The organism is Novosphingobium sp. SG919, from assembly GCF_012932495.1.
Lineage (GTDB): Bacteria > Pseudomonadota > Alphaproteobacteria > Sphingomonadales > Sphingomonadaceae > Novosphingobium > Novosphingobium rhizosphaerae.
This window is the reverse complement of sequence record NZ_JABCNG010000001.1, coordinates 1,757,175-1,777,108: the sequence shown is the minus strand read 5'-3', so window position 1 is coordinate 1,777,108 and position 19,934 is coordinate 1,757,175. Positions and strand designations below refer to the sequence as shown.

Here is a 19,934-nt window from a genome sequence, read left to right as displayed (position 1 = left end):
ACACGCAGCAGCAGTCCTTGACCGACGCGCAGGGGACGCGTCGCACCATGAAAGCCCTTGGTGGGCCGCGGGGAGGGGGGAGGCCGGCTTAAGGGGGGGTGCCGGCTGGGCCCAAGGCTTTCAATACCAATTGGTATAGAAAGCGGGCGGAGCGGCGTCAACCGCTTTATATACCGAGCGGTATTGCAAACGTATGTGGGGCAGTCATCGTCCCGGCCAGAGCGACAGGGCCGTTTCCGCAATGGCGTGAAGCCGCGCGGCATCGGCGCCGGCGCTGGCTTGAACGCTCATGCCGCTCAAGATGCAAAGGCAATGGGCGGCCAGCGACGGCGCGCTGTAGCCGGGGAAATCGCCCTCGGCCTCGGCGCGAACGAAGCGATCGAGAATGGCCTGTTCGTAGGCAGAGCGTCGCGCAATGACTTCGCGCCGCATCGATTCGTCATAGGTCGTCGATGCCACGGCATTCATCACGCCGAAACAGGCGCGGCCGGAATCGCGGCCGGCCAGCATCGTCAGTGCATCGCCCAGCAGCGCTTCCATCACGCCGCGCGCGGTCGGTGCGCCCAGCGCTTCTCTCACGAACGCCAGCTTGTCCCGCTCATAAAGGTCCAAGGCCTTGCGAAACAAAGCTTCCTTGTTGCCGAAACAGGCATAGAGGCTGGGCCGGGTGATGCCCATGGCTTCGGTCAGTTCCGAAAGCGAGGCGCCGTCATAGCCCCGGGTCCAGAACACACGCAGTGCTGCAAGCAGCGCAGCATCGGGATCGAACTGGCGCGGACGGCCCCGGCCTGGATTGCCGGCATCGACGCGCTGGATGGGTGTCTCGGTCAGGCTCATCACTGCAGGACTATAGACAGGCCTTGCCTCAGGTCCAGCGAGCGCGGCAATCAGAACAACGCATCGTCGAACAGGGCATCGTCATCATCACCGCCCGATGGACCAAAGCCTTGCGCGGGTTCGCTGCTGGTCAAGGGGGCCATGCCTTCCAGCAGGAAGCGATCGTGCACCACGCGCTCGCTGGCCATGGTGTAGATCTGCCCAAGCGCGCCCATCAGGCCCGCGATGGCGGCATGCGCGCCGGCGTCCTGGCGGCCGCCAGTGCCGGCCAGATCGGCCGTGCGCACCGCGATCACCTCGATCGTCTTGGCCAGATCCAGGCTCACTTCCAGTTCGTCGCGCGTCTTGCGCAGCATCGTGGCGATCGTGTCGCTCTGCTTCCCCGCCACGGCGATCGCCTGTTCGGTGCGCTGGGCGCCCTGCCGGATCATCGCCAGCGACTGCGCCAGTTCGTCGCCGGTGCCGGTTTCGCCGGAGCGATCGGTGCCGCGCATCGCGGCGGAACAATTGCTCAGGTCGCTCGCAGCCGCGTTGATATGCGTGACGGCCCCATCAAGCGTTTCGGCATGGCTGCGGATTTCGTTGGCGATGACCGTCATCGGCCGGCCGATCGCCTCGACGCGGCGGCACGAAAGACCGATGTTGATCGCCATCAACTGCACGTCCACGCGCAAGTGGCGGATCATGGCGGCGCGGGCCATCAGGTCTTCCACCGTGGTGATGATCAGTTCCAGGGTCTGTTCGGCCTGGGCATCGGCTTCCTGCAACTGGCCAATCATCGCGGTCGCCTCGGCAATGCCACCCTCCAACTCGCGCAGGAACGCGGCCTCGCGTGCGGTGCGGCCATCCTCTTCGGCGCCTTCGCCCTGCGCGGGTTGCTCGTGCGGGGCCTGGAGCGCCAGCAGGCGGTTGGCCTCCGGCTCCAGATCGTGGAGCGAATCGACCAGCACCAGCGTTTCGCGGCGGAAATCGATCGCCGTCTCTTCCAACTGCGCATGCAGCAGGGCAAGCAGGTGGTGACAGGCCGCTTCCTCTGCCGGATTGGCCGGCGCGCGGCCGCCCAGGTGTGCGTCGAGCATTTCGCATCCGGCCAGCACGTGTTCCAACCGCTGGCGCGCAATGTCGCCGATCTGGATCGCCCCCAGCACGGCCGCCACTTTGGTCTGGATCGTCGCGGCGATCTCGCCGGTGGTGCGCGCCATGGCGGCCAGGCTGTCCTGGTGGGTCTGCAGTGCCTCGGCGTCGCGGATCAAACGGTCGGGGACTTGCGGCACCACGCGCGCGCATTCGCTGACCAGGCGGGAATCCGAACGCAGCATGCTGGCAACGCCCCGTTCCAGTTCGGCCAGGCGGCCGTCGAAACCAGCGGCATCGGCTTTGCCCATATCCAGCTTCTGCGCCATCAGATCGGCGAAATCGACGAAATCGCGCGCGCCCCCGGCCGCGATCTTGACGTTCATGCCATAGATCTTGAGCGCTTCGAGCGTGCGCTGCAGATCGTGGATCTGCGCCGTCAGTCGGGCCGAAACGGCGCGGATATGGCCCACCTGTTCGGCGCGCCGGTTGGCCTGCTCTGCCACGCGATAGAGGCGCTTGGCGGCGCGCGTCAGGTTGCCGACCGCCCCGGTGCCGTCGCTGGCACCCAGCGCCGCGCTGATCTGCCCCAGCGTGCCCACCACGGCAGAGATCGCCTCCACCGTGCGTTCCAGCGTAGTGCCGATGCGGGTGAAGTGATCATCCAGCCCATGGAGGATGTCTGCCAGGCGCAGGCGCAGCGGCGCGGTCAGCGCGCCATCGGCCGGCGGTGGCTGGCTTTCTGTCATGGGGTGCATCACGGGTTCTGCCTGCATCGCGGCTCTCCTTACCGGGCCGTGGCCTGCAACAGTTCCTGGGCGATGGCCCCCAGTGGCACGATCTTGTCGGCCGCGTCGCGCGCAATCGCTTCCTTGGGCATCCCGAACACCACCGACGTCGCTTCGTCCTGGGCCATCGTGCGCGCGCCGGCCTGCTTCATTTCCAGCAAGCCGCGTGCGCCGTCATCACCCATCCCGGTCATGATGATGCCCACCGCATTCGATCCGGCGCAACGCGCGGCAGAGCGGAACAGCACGTCCACCGAAGGCCGGTGGCGGCTGACCAACGGCCCATCGCGCACCGATACGAGATAGCGCGCGCCCTGGCGTTCAAGCAGCATGTGCTTGCCGCCCGGCGCGATCAGGACGTGGCCGCGCATCACCGTGTCGCCATCTTCGGCTTCCTTCACCGTCACCGCGCACAGCCCATCGAGCCGGCGGGCAAAGGCGCGGGTGAAGTGCTCGGGCATGTGCTGGACGATGACGATGCCCGGTGCATTGGCCGGCAAGGCTTCCAGCACTTCGCGCAAGGCCTCGGTCCCGCCGGTAGACGCGCCGACGCAGACGACCATCTCGGTGGTGCGGCTCATCGCCTTGCTGCCCGGTGCACGGCTGGGCGGGGGCGGCAGAACGGCATCGGCCGTCAATTTGGGCTGGGTGCCCAGCGCCGGCGCCGACCTCGCGCCGCCACGCCCGCCCGGCCGCACCTTGGCGCGCGCCGCGGCCTTGACCGTGTCGCGGATCATCAGCCGGCTTTCGGAAAGATGATCGGCCACGCCCATGCGCGGCTTGAGGATGACGTCCACCGCGCCGGCATGCATCGCTTCGAGCAAGGTTTCCGAGCCTTCCTCGGTCAACGAGGAGCACATGACCACGGGAACCGGGCATTGCTGCATCAGCTTGCGCAGGAACGTGATGCCATCCATGCGCGGCATTTCCACATCCAGCGTGATCACGTCGGGCACCTGCTCCTGGATATGGCGCGCCGCGGCAAAGGGATCGGCCGCGGTGGCCACCACTTCCAGTTCGGGATCTTCTTCGAGGATCGCCTTCATGGTCTGGCGCACGCTGGCGCTGTCGTCGATGACCAGGACGCGGATTCTTCGAGCCGGCATCGGTCTATCTCCTTTGGAATATCGTATTGCCGACAGAGGTCAGCGGCAGATCGAACCCGGCGATCGATTCCGAATGGCCCACGAACAGGTAGCCACCCGGCGCAAGGCAATCGATCAGCCGTGTCACCACTTGCTTCTGCGTTGGCTTGTCGAAATAGATCAGCACGTTGCGGCAAAAGATCAGGTCAACCGGATGGCCGATGGCATAGGCCTGTTCCATCAGGTTGAGCTGGGCGAAACCGACCTTGGCCCGCAGCCGGTGATGGATCCGCGCCTCGTTGCCGCGTGCCCCCTGGCCCATGCCGACGAAGCGCTGGCGCAGCGTTGCCGGCACGGCCTCGATCATGTCGCGGGGGTAGATGCCCTTGCGCGCGGTGGCGAGCACGTTGGTATCGAGGTCGGTGGCAAGGATCGCATAATCGGGGCCGCCGTTGTTCTGTGCGAAATCCTCCATGACCATGGCGATGGTATAGGGCTCCGCACCGGTGGAGCACGCCGCGCTCCACGCGCGTATCAGTTGGCGCCGCTTGGCCGCCATCGCGGGCAGGATCGTTCGGCCCAGGTATTCGAAATGGCGCGGTTCGCGAAAGAAATCGGTCTTGTTGGTGGTCACCGCGTTGATCAGGTGGACCACTTCGTCGCTGTCCGCGCCTTCGCCCAGGACGAAGCGGCAATAGGCTTCCAGCGTGTCGAATTCCAGCGCCCGCGCGCGGCGGCGCAGGCGGCCTTCCACCATGGTCTGCTTGGCGGCGGGCATGCGGATGCCGCACTGGTCATAGATGAAAGTGGACAGGTGCTTGAACGTGCGCGGCGTGATGCCATCGTTGGTGCCGGGCGGCGCCAGGGGGATGGTTGCAAGGGGGGACGAGGCCACGTGATCAATACTCCGCTTGCGCCACAACGCTGTCTTCGCTGCCGAAAATGCGCGCCACATCCAGGATGACGACAAAGCCCTCCGCCTCGCGCACCACGCCATCGACAAATTCCGCGCGCCATCCCGTGCCGATATCGGGTGCCGGCTCGATCCGCTCGCCCGACAGCGTGCTGACGGCGAGCACGCGGTCGATGACAATGCCCAGCGCCAGGGTGCGATCGGGCAGCGGCACGTCCAGGATGATGATCCGCGTGGCCAGCGTGGGCTCGGCCGGTGGCAGGCCCAGGCGGCGGCGGAAATCCACGGTGGGCACGCCCAGCCCGCGCACGTCGGTCAGGCCCAGGAAATGGGCCGGGCCGCCGGGCACGTGGCTGGGTGCCTGGTAATCGAGGATTTCGCGCACCAGCACGACCGGCACGGCAAAGACTTCCCGCCCCAGGCCGAACGTCACGACCTGGAGATCATCGCGGGCGAGCGTGGCGCAAGGGGCGGGCGCGGTCATGCCACGGCCTGGCCGAAATCGGCGTCGTCTTCGTCGGCGGCGCCAGCGGTCATGTCGATGGCAAAGCCCTTGAGGCGTGCCTGCTGGTCTCCGATCGAGCCAGGGCGCGCGCCTTTGCGGGCTGCCGGTTTCGCCGCTGTGGCCTTGGCCTTGGCGGGCTTGGCGGCATGAGGCTTGTGCTTGGCCGCAGGCGCGGCGGCACGCACGGCCGGGCGGGCATTGGCATCCACCTTGAAGTACGAGATGCTGGCCTGCAGTTCCTCGGCCTGGGCGGCGAGTTCTTCCGAGGTGGCCGAAATCTCTTCGGAGGCGCCAGCGTTCTGCTGCGTCACCTGGTCAAGCTGCTGGATCGCCTCGTTGATCTGGGCTGCACCGATGTCCTGTTCGCGGCAGGCAGCGCTGATCTCGCTGATCAGCTCGGCGGTGCGGCGAATATCGGGCACCAGGCGGGTCAACATCTCGCCCGCTTCGGCCGCGGCCTTGACCGTGTCGGAAGAGACGGCGCCGATTTCCGATGCGGCGGTCTGGCTACGCTCGGCCAGCTTGCGCACTTCGCTGGCCACCACGGCAAAGCCCTTGCCGTGTTCGCCCGCACGCGCGGCCTCGACCGCGGCATTCAGCGCGAGCAGGTCGGTCTGCCGGGCGATTTCCTGGACGATACCGATCTTGTCGGCGATCGTGCGCATGGCTTCCACCGCGCGGTTGACCACCACGCCCGAGGCTTCTGCATCCTTGGACGACTGGCGCGCGATCTTTTCGGTCTGCGCGGCGTTGTCGGCGTTCTGCTTGATGTTCGCCGCCATCTCTTCCATCGAGGCAGAGGCCTGCTCGGCCGCGGCGGCCTGCTCGGTCGCGCCTTGCGAGACCTGTTCCGAGCTGGCGGCGAGTTGCTGGCTGCCGGCCGAAACATTTTCCGAAGCCGCGCTGGCATCCGATACCACGTCGCGCAGGCGATCGATCATGGCCACCAGCGCCAGGCCCAGCCTGTCACGCTCCGACAGGGCAACATGGTTCACCGTCAGGTCGCCATTGGCGATCAGGTCGGCGAGTTCGGCCGTCTTGCGCAAGTTGGCGGTCATCTGGTTGACCAGGGCGATCAGGTCGGCGATCTCGTCGTCGCTGTCGGCCGTTACTGTCACGTCAAGGTCGCCCACTGCCACCGCGTCGACCACGCTGGTGATCTTGCCCAGGCCACGCGAAACGACCCGGCCGATCCAATACGCCCCGGCAAGCGCGATGAGCAGGGCAATCACCCCCGCCGCGATCAGCAGCGCGCGCGCCGCATTATAGAGATCGTTGGTATCCGAATCCGCCTTTTTCATCTGCTTCTGCTGGATCTGCACCAGCTGCTCCAGCGTGTCTTCCATCGCCGAGGCCGCGGTGCGGGATTCGGTGATGGAAAGCCTTCCGGCTTCTTCGTTGCGGTTTTCCATGGCCAGCGCGCGCATGCGGCGGTTGGCATCCTTGAGCACCTGCCACTGCTGCGCGAGCTTGGCCCAGAACGGCTTGCCTTCTTCGCTGGCAAGCTCGGTGCCCTTGGCCAGGATTCCCTCGATCTTTTGGACTGTGGCATCGGATTCGGTGTTGAACTTGGCGGTCAGGGCAAGGTCGGAAGTCAGGGCCATGTTCTTTTCACGGCGCAACAGGCGGTTGACCTCGATCACTTCTTCCTGCGCCAGGCTGAGGCGCACGACCGGGCCGGCGATCACCTCGGTGATCGCGGAATTGAGCGTGTTGAGGCGGCTGATCGACAGGCCGATCACGGCCGCCATGACGATGATGAGAACGGCAAAGGTAGCCGCCAGTTTGATCTTGATAGTGGGACGCATGGCTATTCCCCTGAAGCTGTTGGGGGCAATTCGGTCTGGTGGCGCTCGCGGATCGACGGGCGGCCTGGCGCCTTTCAGGTCAACACGGACATGGGCAGCCTCCCGCTATCGGCGTCCCCGGGGGAAATGGGCGGGTTGGCCAGCACCGGATCTTCGCCCGCAAAGATGCGCGGCAGATCCAGCACCACCACGAAACCGTCGGCATCGCGAACCACGCCGTGGACGAACTGTGCGCTCCATTCCGTGCCGATGTCGGGTGCCGGCTCGATCCGTTCGCCCGAAAGCGTGACGACGGCGAGCACGCGGTCGATGACGATGCCCAGCGCCAGGGTGCGATCGGGCAGCGGCACGTCCAGGATGATGATCCGCGTGGCCAGCGTGGGCTCGGCCGGTGGCAAGCCCAGGCGGCGGCGGAAATCCACGGTGGGCACGCCCAGCCCGCGCACGTCGGTCAGGCCCAGGAAATGGGCCGGGCCGCCGGGCACGTGGCTGGGTGCCTGGTAATCGAGGATTTCGCGCACCAGCACGACCGGCACGGCAAAGACTTCCCGCCCCAGGCCGAACGTCACGACCTGGAGATCATCGCGGGCGAGCGTGGCGCAAGGGGCGGGCGCGGTCATGCTGCAGCCTGGCCGAAATCAGCGTCGTCTTCGTCGGCGCTGCCAGGCGCCATGTCCAGGGCAAAGCCCTTGAGGCGGGCCTTCTGCTCGGCGATCGAGCCGGGACGCCCCTTGCGCACCGGGCCCTTGGGCGTGCGCGCTGCGGTCTTGGCCGCCTTGGCCAAAGGCTTGGGCGCAGTCGCGCGCCCCGCCGCGCGGCCATGTTCCTCGATGCGGAAATAGGCGATGCTGGCTTGAAGCTCTTCGGCCTGGGCGGCAAGTTCTTCCGACGTGGCCGAAATCTGTTCGGAAGCGCCGGCGTTCTGCTGCGTCACCTTGTCGAGTTGCTGGATCGCCTCGTTGATTTGCGTGGCGCCGATGTCCTGTTCGCGGCAGGCAGCGCTGATCTCGCTGATCAGCTCGGCGGTGCGGCGAATATCGGGCACCAGCTTGCCCAGCATTTCACCCGCTTCGGCGGCAGCCTTCACCGTGTCCGACGACACCGCCACGATTTCCGATGCGGCGGTCTGGCTGCGTTCGGCCAGCTTGCGCACTTCGCTGGCCACCACGGCAAAGCCCTTGCCGTGTTCGCCCGCACGCGCGGCCTCGACCGCGGCATTCAGCGCGAGCAGGTCGGTCTGCCGGGCGATTTCCTGGACGATGCCGATCTTCTCGGCGATCGTGCGCATCGCATCGACCGCGCGGTTGACCACCACGCCCGAGCTTTCCGCATCCTTGGACGACTGGCGCGCGATCTTTTCGGTCTGCGCGGCGTTGTCGGCGTTCTGCTTGATGTTGGCCGCCATCTCCTCCATCGAGGCAGAGGCCTGCTCGGCCGCGGCTGCCTGTTCCGTCGCGCCTTGCGAAAGCTGTTCCGAACTGGCGGCCAGTTGCTGGCTGCCGGCCGAGACGTTTTCCGCCGCAGCCGTCGATTCCGAAACCACGTCGCGCAGGCGGTTGATCATCGAAACCAGCGAATTGCCCAGGCGGTCCCGCTCGGACGAGGCGGTGTGGTTCACCGTCAGGTCGCCTTCCGACAGGCTGTTGGCCACATTGGCCGCGGCCCGCATGTTGTCGATCATCGCGATCAGCGCCTTGCCCAGCCGGTCGCGGTCAGACAGCAGCTTGACCTGGGTTTCCAGGTCGCCAAGGGCGATTTCGTCGGCGATGTCGGCCGTAGCCCGCAAGTTGGTGATCATGGCGTTGAGCGCGCGCATGACTTCGGCAATCTCGTCGTTGGAGGTGATTTCGACCAGGTGATCGAGATCGCCTTCGGCAACGGTGCTGACCGCCGCGTTGATCTGGCGCAGGCCGCGCGCGACCATGCGGCCGATCCACACGGCGCCACCCACCGCGACCAGCAACGCCAGCAGCGTAACGACCACCACGATCGTCCGCACGCTGCCATAGAGCGAGGCCGTCCGGCTTGCCGCTTCGCGCATGGCCTTGCTCTGGCCCGCCACGATGTCGCTCAAGGTCTTTTCCATTTCCACCGCAGCGCGACGGCCATCGGTGATCGAGATCTTGGCGGCAGCATCGTTGTCGTTTTGCATGGCCAGCGCCCGCATGCGCGTGTTCGCTTCCTTCAGCGCGTTCCACTGTTCGTCGGCGCGGTTCCACAGCGGGCGCACGTCTTCGGTGGAAGTCTGGGCGCCCTTGTCGATCAGGTCTTCGATCGCGCGTATGGTGTTTTCCGACTGGGTGTTCCAATCGCGCGTAAGGCCAAGATCATCGGTAAGCGCCATGTTCTTTTCAAAGCGCACCAGCTTGCTCATCTCGATGGACGTCTCCTGCGCCAGCGACAGGCGCGCAGCGGGGCCGGAGATGACATCGCTCATGGCGCTGTTGAGCGAGCCGAGGGAATTGATCGAAAGGCCGGCAATGGCCGTCATCATCAGGATCAGAGCCACGAAGGTGGCCCCCAGTTTCAACTTGATTGTTGCACGCATGGCGACGGGTCCTCGCTTTTGCATCTGGGTGCGGCCAAGATCGCAAGGGCCGCCGTTGGTCGGTTTCAGGTCAGGGAAAACAGGCTGCCGTGTGGCCGCAGGGCATCGCGGCGATCATCCGACGCCCTGCCTGAAGTCATCGTCGTCGTCGTCCTCGCCACCGGCCGAGAGATCGATCGCAAAACCCTTCAATCGGGCCTGCTGGTCGGCCAGCGAACCCAGCCGGGAAGGGACGGACCTGCTTGGCCGGCGGACCGCTTTCGCCACCGGTTTGCTGGAGGTAGTGCGCGTTGCCGTGCGCTTGGCGCTGCGCGTAACCTGGCGCAGGGCGTCTTCCCGCTGGAAGAACGCAAGGCTGGCCTGCAGCTCGTCTGCCTGGGCGGCGAGCTCTTCCGACGTGGCCGAAACTTCCTCAGACGCGCCAGCGTTCTGCTGGGTCACCTGGTCAAGCTGCTGGATCGCTTCATTGATCTGCGCCGCGCCGATGTCCTGTTCACGGCAGGCGGCGCTGATCTCGCTGATCAGCTCGGCGGTGCGGCGGATATCGGGCACCAGGCGCGTGAGCATATCGCCCGCTTCCGTTGCGGCCTTGACGGTGTCGGCCGAAACCGCACCGATTTCCGATGCAGCGGTCTGGCTGCGTTCGGCGAGCTTGCGCACTTCGCTGGCCACCACGGCAAAGCCCTTGCCGTGCTCACCGGCGCGCGCGGCTTCCACCGCAGCGTTGAGTGCCAGCAGGTCGGTCTGCCGGGCAATTTCCTGGACGATGCCGATCTTGTCGGCGATCGTGCGCATGGCTTCCACCGCGCGGTTCACCACCGCGCCCGAGCTTTCGGCATCGCGCGAAGACTGCCGCGCGATCTTTTCGGTCTGTGCGGCGTTGTCGGCGTTCTGCTTGATGTTGGCCGCCATTTCTTCCATCGCGGAAGAGGCCTGCTCGGCTGCGGCGGCCTGCTCGGAAGCGCCTTCCGAAACCTGTTGCGAACTGGCGGCGAGTTGCTGGCTGCCGGATGACACGTTTTCAGCCGCTTCGCCAACCTGGTTGGAAAATTCGCGCAAGTTGTCGACCAGGCGGTTGATCGCGTTCTTCATGCGCTGGTGATCGCCATCACAGACGATCTCCACCTTTTCGCGCAAATCCCCGTCGCTGACTTTGGCCAGGACGCGATTGCCCTCGGCAATGGGCACGAGGATCGCGTCGAGCATGCTGTTGATGCCCCGCACCAGGCCGGCAAAATCCCCCGCAAAGCGGTGCGCTTCGCCGCGCTGTTCGAGCTCCCCGGCGGTCGATGCCTTGATCAGACGCTGGATTTCGCCGGTGATCTCGCGCAGGTTGCGCCGCAGATCCTCGATATTGTCGTTGATGAACGCCTTCTTGCCGGGAAACTGTTCGATCGGCGCATCGAAATCGCCTTGGCCGAAAGCCTTGATGCAGGCCATCGCCTTTTTCTTCACGGCAATGTGCTGGCCCACCATGTCGTTGATCGCGGTCGCAGCTTCCTTCAAGTCGCCGTTGAAGCGGTCCACCGGCAAGGCGATGTCGATATCCCCACGATCGTGTTCGGCCGCCATCGTGCGCACGCTGGCGGTCAATTCGCCCATCGGGCGCGTGGCGGTGTCGAGCAGGTGGTTGATGGCATCGGCCAGAACGCGTGCCTGGCGGCCACCGCCGTTGCCGATCAACCGCGCGTCAAGATCGCCAGATGCGATGGCGGCCTCGACGCGGGCGATTTCGTGCAGGGTGTGGTCCGGAAATCCGGTCAATAGCGCGTGAAGTGACATGGTTTCAGGCCTTTCCCTTGGCAGAGCGGCAGCAATCATTCATGGCCTGCGCCCCTGCTCGATTGTCTTGGCGTGGCGTCGAAAATGGCGCCCAGGGCGGGAAGCACGATGACCCCGTCGGCGCGACGCACGAATTCGCGCACGAATTCGCGGCGCCAGCGCAGGCCCACCTGCGGCGGTTCCGAACTGTCGCTGCGCGACAGCATCGCCACTTCGTGCACTTTGTCGGTGCGCAGCCCGATATGCGTCGCTTCGCCATCGATCGGCGTTTCGATCACCACGATGCGGCTGTCGGGCGTGGGTGGGGTGATCGGCATGCCGAACGCCACGCGCAGATCGGCGATCGGAATGATCTTGCCACGATAGTTGACGATGCTGGCCACCAGCGGCGCGGCACCGGGCACGCGTGTTTCCGGCAGCAGATCGACGATTTCGCGAATATCGGTGGCTTCGATCGCCAGTTGCTCGGTGCCCACGTCGAACGTGAGGACTTCAAGCTGGCCATGGTCGTCCCACGGCGTTTTGGGGGTGTCGGTCATCGCTTAGCCCACGGCGCGCAGCCGTGCCTCCCGCTGTTGGCCCGAAGCCACGAGTTGCATGATGTCGAGGATCAGGGCGACGCTGCCATCGCCCAGGATCGTCGCGCCGGAAAAGCTGTTGACCGCGCGATGCACGTTGGACATCGACTTGATCACGGTCTGGTGGCTGCCGATGATCTGGTCCACCACCAGGCCCACGCGCTCACCCGCGGCAGAGATCACCACGATCTTCTGGTGCGGATCGGGCTCTGCCCCGGTTTCGAACAGATCGTGCAGGCGCAGGAATGGCACCAGTGCATCACGCAGGCGGATCATGCTGCGTCCGCGCGTGCGCAGGTCCTCGTCGGCGGAAAGCTCGATGCACTCTTCGACGGCGGCCAGCGGAATGACATAGCAACCCGTGCCCACCCGCACGAGCAGCCCCTCGATGATCGCCAGGGTCAGCGGGATGCGCAGGGTAAAGGTGGAACCCTTGCCTTCCTGGCTGGCGATGTCGATCGTGCCACGCAGGCCCTCGATCGTGCGCTTGACCACATCCATGCCCACGCCGCGCCCTGACAGGTTGGTCACTTGCGCGGCGGTGGAAAATCCCGGCGCAAAGATCAGTTGCAGCAGTTCATGGTCCGAAAGCGCCTGGCCCGGCTGGATCAGCCCGTTGCCCTCGGCCTTCGCGCGCACCCGCTCGCGGTTGATGCCCCGCCCATCGTCGGTGATGGTGATCAGCACTTCGCCCCCGGCGTGGGCGGCGGTAAGCATGACCTGGCCGGTCACCGGCTTGCCGGCGGCAAGGCGTTCATCGGGCGCTTCCAGGCCGTGGTCGCAGGCATTGCGGATGAGGTGGACGATCGGATCGGCCAATTGCTCGGTCACGGTCTTGTCCACCTCGGTGGCCTCGCCGTCGGTCAGCAGTTCGATCGCCTTGCCGGTGTCGCGCGCCAGATCGTGGATCAGGCGGCGGAAACGGCCGAACAGGTTGGCGATGGGCACCATGCGCAAGACCATCATGGTGTCGCGCATTTCGCTGACGAGCCGTTCGATTTCTTCGGAAATCGAACGCAGTGCCACTTCGCCGGTCGCGCCGATCAGGCCACTGTTGGCCAATTGCGACAGGCGGCTTTGGACGATGACCAGTTCGCCCACGCGGTCCATCAGCACGTCGAGGCGTTCGGCCGGCACGCGCACGCTTTCGCCCGCGCGCGGCGCCTGGCGCGCAGCACCTTCGGCAGCGGCCGGCGCCGCGACAGCCTGCGGCGTGGCGACGGGGCCGGGCAAAGCGGGGGAGGGCGCATCGATGCCACCCGGCGCGTGGGCAGCTTCCTGCGCTATGGCAAACGGGGTGAGCGACATTTCCATGTCGTCCATCACGAAGATGAACACGTCCTCGATCGCATCGCGGCTGACATTGCCGGTCAGCGTGATGTCCCAGCCGATCATGCATTCGGTGGGGATCAGATCGGGCAGCGCTGGCAGGCGGTCGCACAGCGCCACCACCCGGCAATCGCCAAGCTCGCGCAGCTCGTCCAGCAGGCTCAACGGGTTGGTCCCATTGGCCATCGCCGTTGCCGGCAGCCGGAAGACGAGATGCCAGCCGGTGGCAGGGGGCTCGTCCGCCGTGGCGGCCTGCGCGGCGGCCAAGGGCGCCTGAACCGTGGCGCCGCCTTCGGGCAAGGCCGCCTGCAGGCGCGCCAGGATCGCGTCGCCGGTGGCTTCCAGCCCGGCGCCATCGCCATCGACCAGCGCGCGCATGTGGTCCATGGCCGAAAGGATCACGTGGACCAGTTCCGCCGTTGCCGGGAACAGGCCCTTGCGAACGCGATCGAACGCAGTTTCGCAATGGTGCGTGAACGTCGCCAGCGCATCAAAGCCGAACATCGCCCCCGAACCCTTGAGGGTGTGCAGGCCGCGAAACACGGCATCGATCAACCCGCGATCGTCGAGGCGGTTGGACAAGTCGAGCAGGGCCTGTTCGATCTGGTCGAGCAGGTCGCCGGCTTCCACGCGAAACGCGGCTATCGGGTCAGAATCGCTCATCGGCCCAACACCTTCTTGGCAATGCGCAGCAGCTGGTCGGGCTGGAATGGCTTGACCAGCCAGCCGGTGGCGCCGGCAGCGCGGGCTTCCTGTTTGATGGCATCGTCCGACTCGGTGGTCAGGAAGATGATCGGCGTGCCCATCTGGATAGGCAGCTTGCGGATCTCGCGGATCATCGACAGGCCATCCATGTTGGGCATGTTGAGATCGGTGATGATCATGTCGAACTTCTGGCCCTGCGCCTTGCCCAGGCCCTCCAGGCCGTCGCAGGCCTCGGTCACGGTGTAGCCCGCGCCGGTCAGCGCGATGCGGGTGGCCAGGCGCAGACTGCTGGAATCGTCAACGGTGAGGATGGAGGCCGTCATTGCGGAAGTTCTCCGTGGAACCAGAATTCGAGGGTTTCCGGGCTCGGCTCGGTCAGAAAGCCGGCACGGGCCAGCAGCGCGGCCACGGCCGGGTTGGCCGGGGCGGACAGGCGCAGCGCGCGGCTGTCTCGCACGGCATGCTGGCGCGCGGTTTCCACCAGTTGCACCAGCGTAAGATCGGCATCGGCCACGTCCGAGAGATCGAGCACGAGCGAAGCGTGCGATTCCAGCGCGTCAGCCAGGCTGGCCCACGCGTCGGCGATGGTTTGCATGTTGGCCTTCGGGCCCAGACTGAGGGTAAAACTCATGGCACACTCCGCAGAACGGGCCATGAATTACGGTAGCAGCCTGAAATCGCAGTAAGGTGGCCCTGCGGCATTTCCCCTAGGGGCAGGAATTATGGCCAGCTGCGCGACACTGGCCCCGGGGCGAAATATCGACTAAGGCGCGCCGGCCATTTCCCCTCATCATACCGGACGTTTCGTGACCGATCGCAAGCCTGTCGATGCCGCTGCCGTTGCCATCATGGTCGTGCTTTGCGCGATCTGGGGATCGCAGCAGGTTGCCATCAAACTGGTGGCCAGCGCGATGAGCCCGCTGCTGCAGATGGGTCTGCGCTCGGGCCTTGCGGGCCTCGCCACGCTGGCGGTGGTGCTGTGGCGCGGGGAAGGGCATGCGATCAATCGCGGCACAGTGCTGCCCGGGCTGGCCATCGGCATGCTGTTCGGCACCGAATTCCTGCTGGCAGGCGAAGCCTTGCGCTTTACCAGTGCCTCGCACGTGACGATCTACCTCTATACCGCGCCGATCGGGGCTGCGCTGGGCCTGGGCCTGTTGCGGCCCGACGAGCGCCTGCGCGCAGGGCAGTGGGTGGGGATTGCCCTCTCGTTTGCCGGGGTCGTCCTGGCGTTCAGCGGCGGGGGCGAGGGCGCGGGGTATCCCCATGGCAGCCTGGGCGATGCCCTGGCGCTGGGCGGTGCGTGCGGCTGGGCCTGCACCACGCTGGTGCTGCGCAACTCGACGCTGGCCAATGCCCCGGCGTCGGTCACGCTGTTCTACCAGTTGATGGGCGCGTTCCTGCTGTGCACCCTGGCGGCGCCGGTGCTCGGCGAAACTGCCGTGCATGTCACGCCGGGCCTGCTGGCGAGCCTGGGCTTCCAGGTCGTGATCGTCGCGTTCCTCAGCTACCTTACATGGTATGCGCTGCTGCGCCGCTATAGCGCCGCGCGGCTTGGCGTGCTCAGCTTCATGACGCCGATGTTCGGCGTGGCGGCCGGCGTCTTCGTGCTGGGTGACAGCCTCGATGCCGCGTTCATCACCGGGTCCCTGATGATCCTTGCTGGGATCATCATCGTCAGCACGGCCGAAGCGCTGCCGGCGCGGCTGCTCAAGTGGCGGCCGCGCCCCGCCGTGAACCGGTAAGCTCGCCGATCTTGTCGATCGCTTCGGCTTCCATCGCCTGAAGCTCGGTCATGGTCTTGAGCAAGGCGCTATGCTGGCTTTCCAGCTTGCGCAACCGGCTGCGGATATGCGCCACCAGATGCTGCAATTGTTCCAGCCGGGTGGGATCGACATCATAAAGATCGAGGAATTCCTTGATCTCGCGGATGGTGAAGCCCAGTCGCTTGCCGCGCAGGATCAACTGCATCCGCGCCACTTCGCGGTGCGAATAGATCCGCGTGTTTCCCACGCGCGCCGGCTCGATCAGGCCCTTGTCTTCGTAGAAGCGCAGCGTGCGATGCGTAACGCCAAGGCGCTTGGCCACGTCCTGGATTCCCTGCAGCCCATCCTCGGGTGCGGGTGGCGGCGGTTCTGCTGCCGCCTCTGGCGGATCGGGCAGAGTGTCTATCATGGTGGCCAAAGTTCCCCCCAAAATGGCTTTACCTATTGCGCCGCAACACGCGGATTGCAACGGCCTGATCGCTGCCCGATCAGGCGGGGCTAATTGCGGCCGCCGCAGCTTCGGCTTCGGCCTTGGCGCGTTCTTCGGCCACGAGTTCCTTCTTCGACAGCTTGCCCACCATCGTCTTGGGCAGGCTGTCGCGAATTTCCACGGCCCGCGGCACCTCGATCTTGTTGAGATGCTCGGCCAGGAAAGCCAGAATCGCCTCGGGTGCTACGCTGGTGCCGGCGTGCAGCTTGACAAAAAGCTTGGCGCTTTGCCCGCGATAGCGATCGGGAACGCCGATCGCGATAGCTTCTTCGATTGCCGGGTGCAGATAGGCGGCTTCCTCGATCACGCGCGGATAGACATTGTATCCCCCACTCAGGATCAGGTCCTTGAGGCGGTCGACCAGGTAGAGATAGCCGTCCTCGTCCAGATGCCCCACGTCGCCCGTGCGCAGCGCGCCATCGACAAAGACCTTGGCGGTATCATCGGGGCGTTGCCAGTATCCGGCCATGACCTGCGGCCCGCGCACGCAGACTTCGCCATTGGTGCCCAGCGGCAGGATGGTTTCGGGATTTTCGGGATCGCGGATCTCGATCACGGTGCCCGGGAAGGCCTGGCCGCAACTGTTGGCGCGAATGTCGCCATCCACGGGATTGCACGTGACAATGGGCGAGGCTTCGGTCAGGCCATAGCCTTCGCACACCCGCGCGCCGGTGCGCTGCTCGAACGTCTGGCGCACTTCCAGCGGCAGCGGCGCCCCGCCCGAAATGCACGCGCGCAGGGCGGACAGATCGGGCACCTTGGCATCGTCGAGCGCGTTCATGGCGATGAACAGCGTGGGCACGCCGAAAAACAGCGTGGGCGGCTTGCGCTTGATCGTCGCCAGCATTGCGCCCATTTCAAACCGCGGCATCAGCACCAGTTCCGATCCTACCAGGATCGAGAAATCGAGCACCGCCGTCAGCGCGAAGACATGAAAGAACGGCAGCACCGCCAGGGTGCGCTGCGGCGCGGGCAGATCGCCGTGGATATGCGCCTGCTGCTGCAAGGCATTGGCCGTGAGATTGCGATGGGTCAGCATCGCGCCCTTGGGCGTGCCGGTGGTGCCGCCGGTATATTGCAGCACGGCGAGGTCATCGGGCGCCAGTGCCACTGGCTTGGGCGGATCGCCCCGCGCGATCAGGTCGCAAAAGCGCATGTGCAGCGCATCGTGGGCATAGCGGGCGTGATCGCGGCGCTTGAACAGGCGCCAGCCCCAGGCTTTCACGCGCGGCAGAATGCCCGCCATCGGACAAACCAGGATCGTGGCGAGCTGGCACTCGTCGGCGATCGCCAGAACCTTGCCGTGTATCTCGCGCAAATCGGGAACGGCCACAACGCGCGCGCCACTGTCCTTCAACAGGTGGCACATCTCGCTTTGCGTGTAGAGCGGGTTGAGATTGACGACGACCGCGCCGATCTTGAGCGCGGCGAAATAGAGCACGATGTAATAGGGTGTGTTGGGCAGGCACAGCGCCACCCGGTCGCCCTTGCCCAGCCCGAGATCCTGGAAACCCCGCGCCGCGCGCTCGACCATGCGGCCCAGCGCGCGATAGGTCCAGGTGCGGCCCATGAAATCCACCGCTGGCCGATCGCCGTGATCGCGTACGGCGTTGTCGATCAGGTCGCCCAGCAGCATCACCGGCGGGGACCAGTCGGGCGGCAGGGCGTCGGTTTGCGAAATAGCCTTGGTAGGGGGGGCAGCGACCATGACAGCTTCCGGCTGGAGGGAAGGGATGGCGCCGGAACCCACGCGGGTTCCGGCGCCTTGGGTGATCAGAACGCGATCCGTCCACCCAGCGAGAGCACCACGACATGGGCCTTCTGCAATTCGCCGTTGACCAGGATCGGCGTTTGCGCGGCCGTGCCGGCATAAGCGGCGGTCACGCGATTGATCGGCGCATTGGCCAGGGTGAGGTAATTGGCGGCCACGTCGATCTTGAACGCGCGGCTGAGCGAGTGGGTCGCGCCCAGGGCAAAGTTCCAGCGATTGCTATCGGGCACGCGGGCATCGCGATCGGTCGGGCGCACGGGCGAAACGTCGCGCTGCACGCCGCCACGCACGGTCCACTTGGGGCTCAGATCGGCGTCAAAGCCCACCGAAGCCGCCCAGGTATTGCGATAGTCTTCGGGAATGGCGGTGTTGAGCGGGCTGCCCAGCTTGATCGAATCGAATTCGGCCCAGCCAAAGCGGGTGGCCTGCGCGTTGAGTGTGAAAACCGGGCTCACTTTCCAACGGCCGCCGAACGTCAGCTGCCACGGCGTGGTGAATTCCGCCTGCGTGGAAATCGTCCCGTTGTTGGCGGCCAGCGGACCCAGCAGCCCGGCAATCACCACGTCGCCGTTGAGCTTGTGCGTGATGGCAGACTTGTAGCTGAGACCCACGGTCACGGCCTTGCCGCGGAACTGCACGCCGGCCGAATAGCCCACGTCCCAACCCTTGCCCTTCAAGGTCTGGCTGCCATCGGGCAGCGCGGCCAGCAGGTTGGGCAGGGCATTGCCCAGCGTGGCGTCGGCGTGTTCCACGTTCACCGCAGCACCGATCGAAATCACCGGGGTAAGCTGCAATGCCACGCTCGGCTGGATGTCGATCGTGCGCAGCTTGGTGGTCAGCGCGGTGTAGCGCGCCCAGCTGGTGCCCGAATATTCGGTGGTGAAGTTGTAGGGGGCGGTCACCGCCAGGCCCACGGCCAGGTCACGGCCCAGGGCATGGGCGATCGCGCCAGAGGGCACGACGCCCTTGTGGATCGGATTGTGGGCCACGCTGTCGCCACCAACGGCAGCCGCCGGCTGTCCGGGGCGCTTGATCAGGGTGCCGTTGTTCACCACGTCGCCGGAAGGCAGGATGCCCGTCGCATTGAGCGCGGCCTCGCCGCCGGTCATCCCGGCGATGCTGGCAGGGTTCCACCACAGGCTGTCGACGCCGGTATCGGCCACTTCGCCCGAATAGGCGCGGCCGGTGGCCTTGGCCGACTGGTCCTGAAGATAGAAGCCGCCAGCCAGGGCAGGGCTGGCCAGGCCGGCCGTGCCCGCCAGAAGCATGGCGCAAGCCAGGGTGCGGCGGTTGTTCAGGTTCATCTCTCTCACTCCCATGCAAATTCTTGTTGCTTGTGGTGTCTTCACGTCAGCGCAGCCGCTTCCAGGTCTGCGTCTTGCACAGCGGCCACACGATGCAGCCCTTCAGCTTGAGCGTGTCGGGATCGGCGATCGTGATCGTCGCCTTGTATGTCCCGCCGTCCTCGGGATTGTAGATCGATCCGCCTTGCCAGCCGTCGTTGCTGCGCGTGAAACCTTGCAGAATGGTCAGCCCCTTGAGCGGGCGATTGCGCAGCGCGGCGTTCTTGTTGTTGCCGTCGGCAAAGGCGGGATTGGCGCGTATGCTGTCAGATTCCACCAGGCGGCCGCAGATCGACGGGCCGCAGGGCGCAATTTCGACGACACCGTGCTTGGTGGGCGTGGACCAGCGGCCGATGGCCTGTTCCGGTGCCGCCATGGCGGGGGTGGCATAGGCGCCCACCGTTGCCCCTATCAGGGACACTACGGTGATCGCCAACAACGGCTTTCCTTTCATCATTCTTCATCCTCGACCCAACAACCGAAAGCCCAGAACCAAACAGGCGGCCGTGCGTTTCGATATCCGGTTTCCACCCAGCCTTTCTTGCCTGGCCGGTGTGCGACTCACTCTATGCCCCAAATTTTGGTTGACGTATAGGGAAAGTTGAGCACCAT

18 protein-coding genes are annotated in these 19,934 nt (G+C 65.7%); 1 reads left to right on the top strand and 17 read right to left on the bottom strand.

Going from position 1 to position 19,934, the window contains the following annotated elements:
* Window positions 1-204: 204 nt before the first annotated feature.
* The 13 genes from FHT19_RS07970 to FHT19_RS07910 form a co-directional block, all read right to left on the bottom strand.
* Window positions 205-837: a TetR/AcrR family transcriptional regulator gene (locus FHT19_RS07970; RefSeq protein WP_168555017.1), complete on the bottom strand. Its 633-nt coding sequence runs from the start codon at window positions 835-837 to the stop codon at window positions 205-207.
* A 50-nt stretch (window positions 838-887) separates the two neighbouring features.
* Window positions 888-2,687 carry a hypothetical protein gene (locus FHT19_RS07965; protein WP_168555016.1) on the bottom strand — a complete coding sequence of 600 codons (1,800 nt, stop codon included), beginning with the start codon at window positions 2,685-2,687 and terminating at the stop codon, window positions 888-890.
* Window positions 2,688-2,698: 11 nt separating this feature from the next.
* Window positions 2,699-3,805 carry a chemotaxis response regulator protein-glutamate methylesterase gene (locus tag FHT19_RS07960; protein WP_168555015.1) on the bottom strand — a complete coding sequence of 369 codons (1,107 nt, stop codon included), beginning with the start codon at window positions 3,803-3,805 and terminating at the stop codon, window positions 2,699-2,701.
* A gap of 4 nt (window positions 3,806-3,809) precedes the next feature.
* The gene (locus FHT19_RS07955) at window positions 3,810-4,679 is read right to left on the bottom strand and encodes a protein-glutamate O-methyltransferase CheR (protein WP_248290314.1); all 870 of its coding nucleotides are present in this window, start codon (window positions 4,677-4,679) and stop codon (window positions 3,810-3,812) included.
* Between the two features lie 4 nt (window positions 4,680-4,683).
* Window positions 4,684-5,181, bottom strand: coding sequence for a chemotaxis protein CheW (locus FHT19_RS07950; RefSeq protein WP_169474511.1), 498 nt, complete (start codon window positions 5,179-5,181; stop codon window positions 4,684-4,686).
* A complete protein-coding gene (locus FHT19_RS07945) occupies window positions 5,178-7,010 on the bottom strand; it encodes a methyl-accepting chemotaxis protein (RefSeq protein WP_169474510.1) in 1,833 nt (610 codons plus the stop codon). The genes FHT19_RS07950 and FHT19_RS07945 overlap by 4 nt, the downstream gene beginning before the upstream one ends.
* A 74-nt stretch (window positions 7,011-7,084) precedes the next feature.
* Complete coding sequence (locus tag FHT19_RS07940) at window positions 7,085-7,630, bottom strand: chemotaxis protein CheW (protein WP_169474509.1); 546 nt, start codon at window positions 7,628-7,630, stop codon at window positions 7,085-7,087.
* Complete coding sequence (locus FHT19_RS07935; protein ID WP_169474508.1) at window positions 7,627-9,558, bottom strand: methyl-accepting chemotaxis protein; 1,932 nt, start codon at window positions 9,556-9,558, stop codon at window positions 7,627-7,629. Before FHT19_RS07935 ends, FHT19_RS07940 begins: the two co-directional genes overlap by 4 nt.
* Before the next feature lie 114 nt (window positions 9,559-9,672).
* On the bottom strand, window positions 9,673-11,340 hold the full coding sequence (locus FHT19_RS07930; RefSeq protein WP_211184751.1) for a methyl-accepting chemotaxis protein: 1,668 nt from the start codon (window positions 11,338-11,340) through the stop codon (window positions 9,673-9,675).
* Window positions 11,341-11,375: 35 nt separating this feature from the next.
* Window positions 11,376-11,879 carry a chemotaxis protein CheW gene (locus FHT19_RS07925; RefSeq protein ID WP_168555009.1) on the bottom strand — a complete coding sequence of 168 codons (504 nt, stop codon included), beginning with the start codon at window positions 11,877-11,879 and terminating at the stop codon, window positions 11,376-11,378.
* Window positions 11,880-11,882: 3 nt separating this feature from the next.
* Entirely contained in the window at window positions 11,883-13,910 is a 2,028-nt protein-coding gene (locus FHT19_RS07920; protein ID WP_169474507.1) for a chemotaxis protein CheA, read from the bottom strand.
* Complete coding sequence (locus tag FHT19_RS07915) at window positions 13,907-14,275, bottom strand: response regulator (protein WP_168555007.1); 369 nt, start codon at window positions 14,273-14,275, stop codon at window positions 13,907-13,909. Before FHT19_RS07915 ends, FHT19_RS07920 begins: the two co-directional genes overlap by 4 nt.
* Window positions 14,272-14,583 (bottom strand): STAS domain-containing protein, encoded by a 312-nt coding sequence (locus tag FHT19_RS07910; protein WP_246865917.1) that lies wholly within the window; start codon window positions 14,581-14,583, stop codon window positions 14,272-14,274. Before FHT19_RS07910 ends, FHT19_RS07915 begins: the two co-directional genes overlap by 4 nt.
* Before the next feature lie 175 nt (window positions 14,584-14,758).
* Here FHT19_RS07910 and FHT19_RS07905 point away from each other — a divergent pair, with 175 nt between their 5' ends.
* Window positions 14,759-15,697: a DMT family transporter gene (locus tag FHT19_RS07905; protein WP_169474506.1), complete on the top strand. Its 939-nt coding sequence runs from the start codon at window positions 14,759-14,761 to the stop codon at window positions 15,695-15,697.
* Here FHT19_RS07905 and FHT19_RS07900 read toward each other — a convergent pair.
* From FHT19_RS07900 to FHT19_RS07885, 4 genes are all read right to left on the bottom strand, one after another.
* Window positions 15,663-16,127, bottom strand: coding sequence for a MerR family DNA-binding transcriptional regulator (locus tag FHT19_RS07900; RefSeq protein WP_168555005.1), 465 nt, complete (start codon window positions 16,125-16,127; stop codon window positions 15,663-15,665). The genes FHT19_RS07905 and FHT19_RS07900 overlap by 35 nt on opposite strands.
* A 79-nt stretch (window positions 16,128-16,206) precedes the next feature.
* Window positions 16,207-17,844, bottom strand: coding sequence for a long-chain fatty acid--CoA ligase (locus FHT19_RS07895; protein ID WP_169474981.1), 1,638 nt, complete (start codon window positions 17,842-17,844; stop codon window positions 16,207-16,209).
* A 137-nt stretch (window positions 17,845-17,981) separates the two neighbouring features.
* Window positions 17,982-19,283, bottom strand: a complete 1,302-nt coding sequence (locus FHT19_RS07890; protein WP_169474505.1) for an outer membrane protein transport protein — start codon at window positions 19,281-19,283, stop codon at window positions 17,982-17,984.
* Window positions 19,284-19,329: 46 nt separating this feature from the next.
* Window positions 19,330-19,698, bottom strand: a complete 369-nt coding sequence (locus tag FHT19_RS07885) for a DUF2147 domain-containing protein (RefSeq protein ID WP_248290385.1) — start codon at window positions 19,696-19,698, stop codon at window positions 19,330-19,332.
* Window positions 19,699-19,934 lie beyond the last annotated feature (236 nt).

What these genes read in the sequence shown, in the direction of transcription:
- FHT19_RS07970 (WP_168555017.1), bottom strand. Translation starts at nt 837, where the DNA reads ATGAGCCTGACCGAGACACCCATCCAGCGCGTCGATGCCGGCAATCCA.
- FHT19_RS07965 (WP_168555016.1), bottom strand. Translation starts at nt 2,687, where the DNA reads ATGCAGGCAGAACCCGTGATGCACCCCATGACAGAAAGCCAGCCACCG.
- FHT19_RS07960 (WP_168555015.1), bottom strand. Translation starts at nt 3,805, where the DNA reads ATGCCGGCTCGAAGAATCCGCGTCCTGGTCATCGACGACAGCGCCAGC.
- FHT19_RS07950 (WP_169474511.1), bottom strand. Translation starts at nt 5,181, where the DNA reads ATGACCGCGCCCGCCCCTTGCGCCACGCTCGCCCGCGATGATCTCCAG.
- FHT19_RS07945 (WP_169474510.1), bottom strand. Translation starts at nt 7,010, where the DNA reads ATGCGTCCCACTATCAAGATCAAACTGGCGGCTACCTTTGCCGTTCTC.
- FHT19_RS07940 (WP_169474509.1), bottom strand. Translation starts at nt 7,630, where the DNA reads ATGACCGCGCCCGCCCCTTGCGCCACGCTCGCCCGCGATGATCTCCAG.
- FHT19_RS07935 (WP_169474508.1), bottom strand. Translation starts at nt 9,558, where the DNA reads ATGCGTGCAACAATCAAGTTGAAACTGGGGGCCACCTTCGTGGCTCTG.
- FHT19_RS07930 (WP_211184751.1), bottom strand. Translation starts at nt 11,340, where the DNA reads ATGTCACTTCACGCGCTATTGACCGGATTTCCGGACCACACCCTGCAC.
- FHT19_RS07925 (WP_168555009.1), bottom strand. Translation starts at nt 11,879, where the DNA reads ATGACCGACACCCCCAAAACGCCGTGGGACGACCATGGCCAGCTTGAA.
- FHT19_RS07920 (WP_169474507.1), bottom strand. Translation starts at nt 13,910, where the DNA reads ATGAGCGATTCTGACCCGATAGCCGCGTTTCGCGTGGAAGCCGGCGAC.
- FHT19_RS07915 (WP_168555007.1), bottom strand. Translation starts at nt 14,275, where the DNA reads ATGACGGCCTCCATCCTCACCGTTGACGATTCCAGCAGTCTGCGCCTG.
- FHT19_RS07910 (WP_246865917.1), bottom strand. Translation starts at nt 14,583, where the DNA reads ATGAGTTTTACCCTCAGTCTGGGCCCGAAGGCCAACATGCAAACCATC.
- FHT19_RS07900 (WP_168555005.1), bottom strand. Translation starts at nt 16,127, where the DNA reads ATGATAGACACTCTGCCCGATCCGCCAGAGGCGGCAGCAGAACCGCCG.
- FHT19_RS07895 (WP_169474981.1), bottom strand. Translation starts at nt 17,844, where the DNA reads ATGCTGCTGGGCGACCTGATCGACAACGCCGTACGCGATCACGGCGAT.
- FHT19_RS07890 (WP_169474505.1), bottom strand. Translation starts at nt 19,283, where the DNA reads ATGAACCTGAACAACCGCCGCACCCTGGCTTGCGCCATGCTTCTGGCG.
- FHT19_RS07885 (WP_248290385.1), bottom strand. Translation starts at nt 19,698, where the DNA reads ATGGCGGCACCGGAACAGGCCATCGGCCGCTGGTCCACGCCCACCAAG.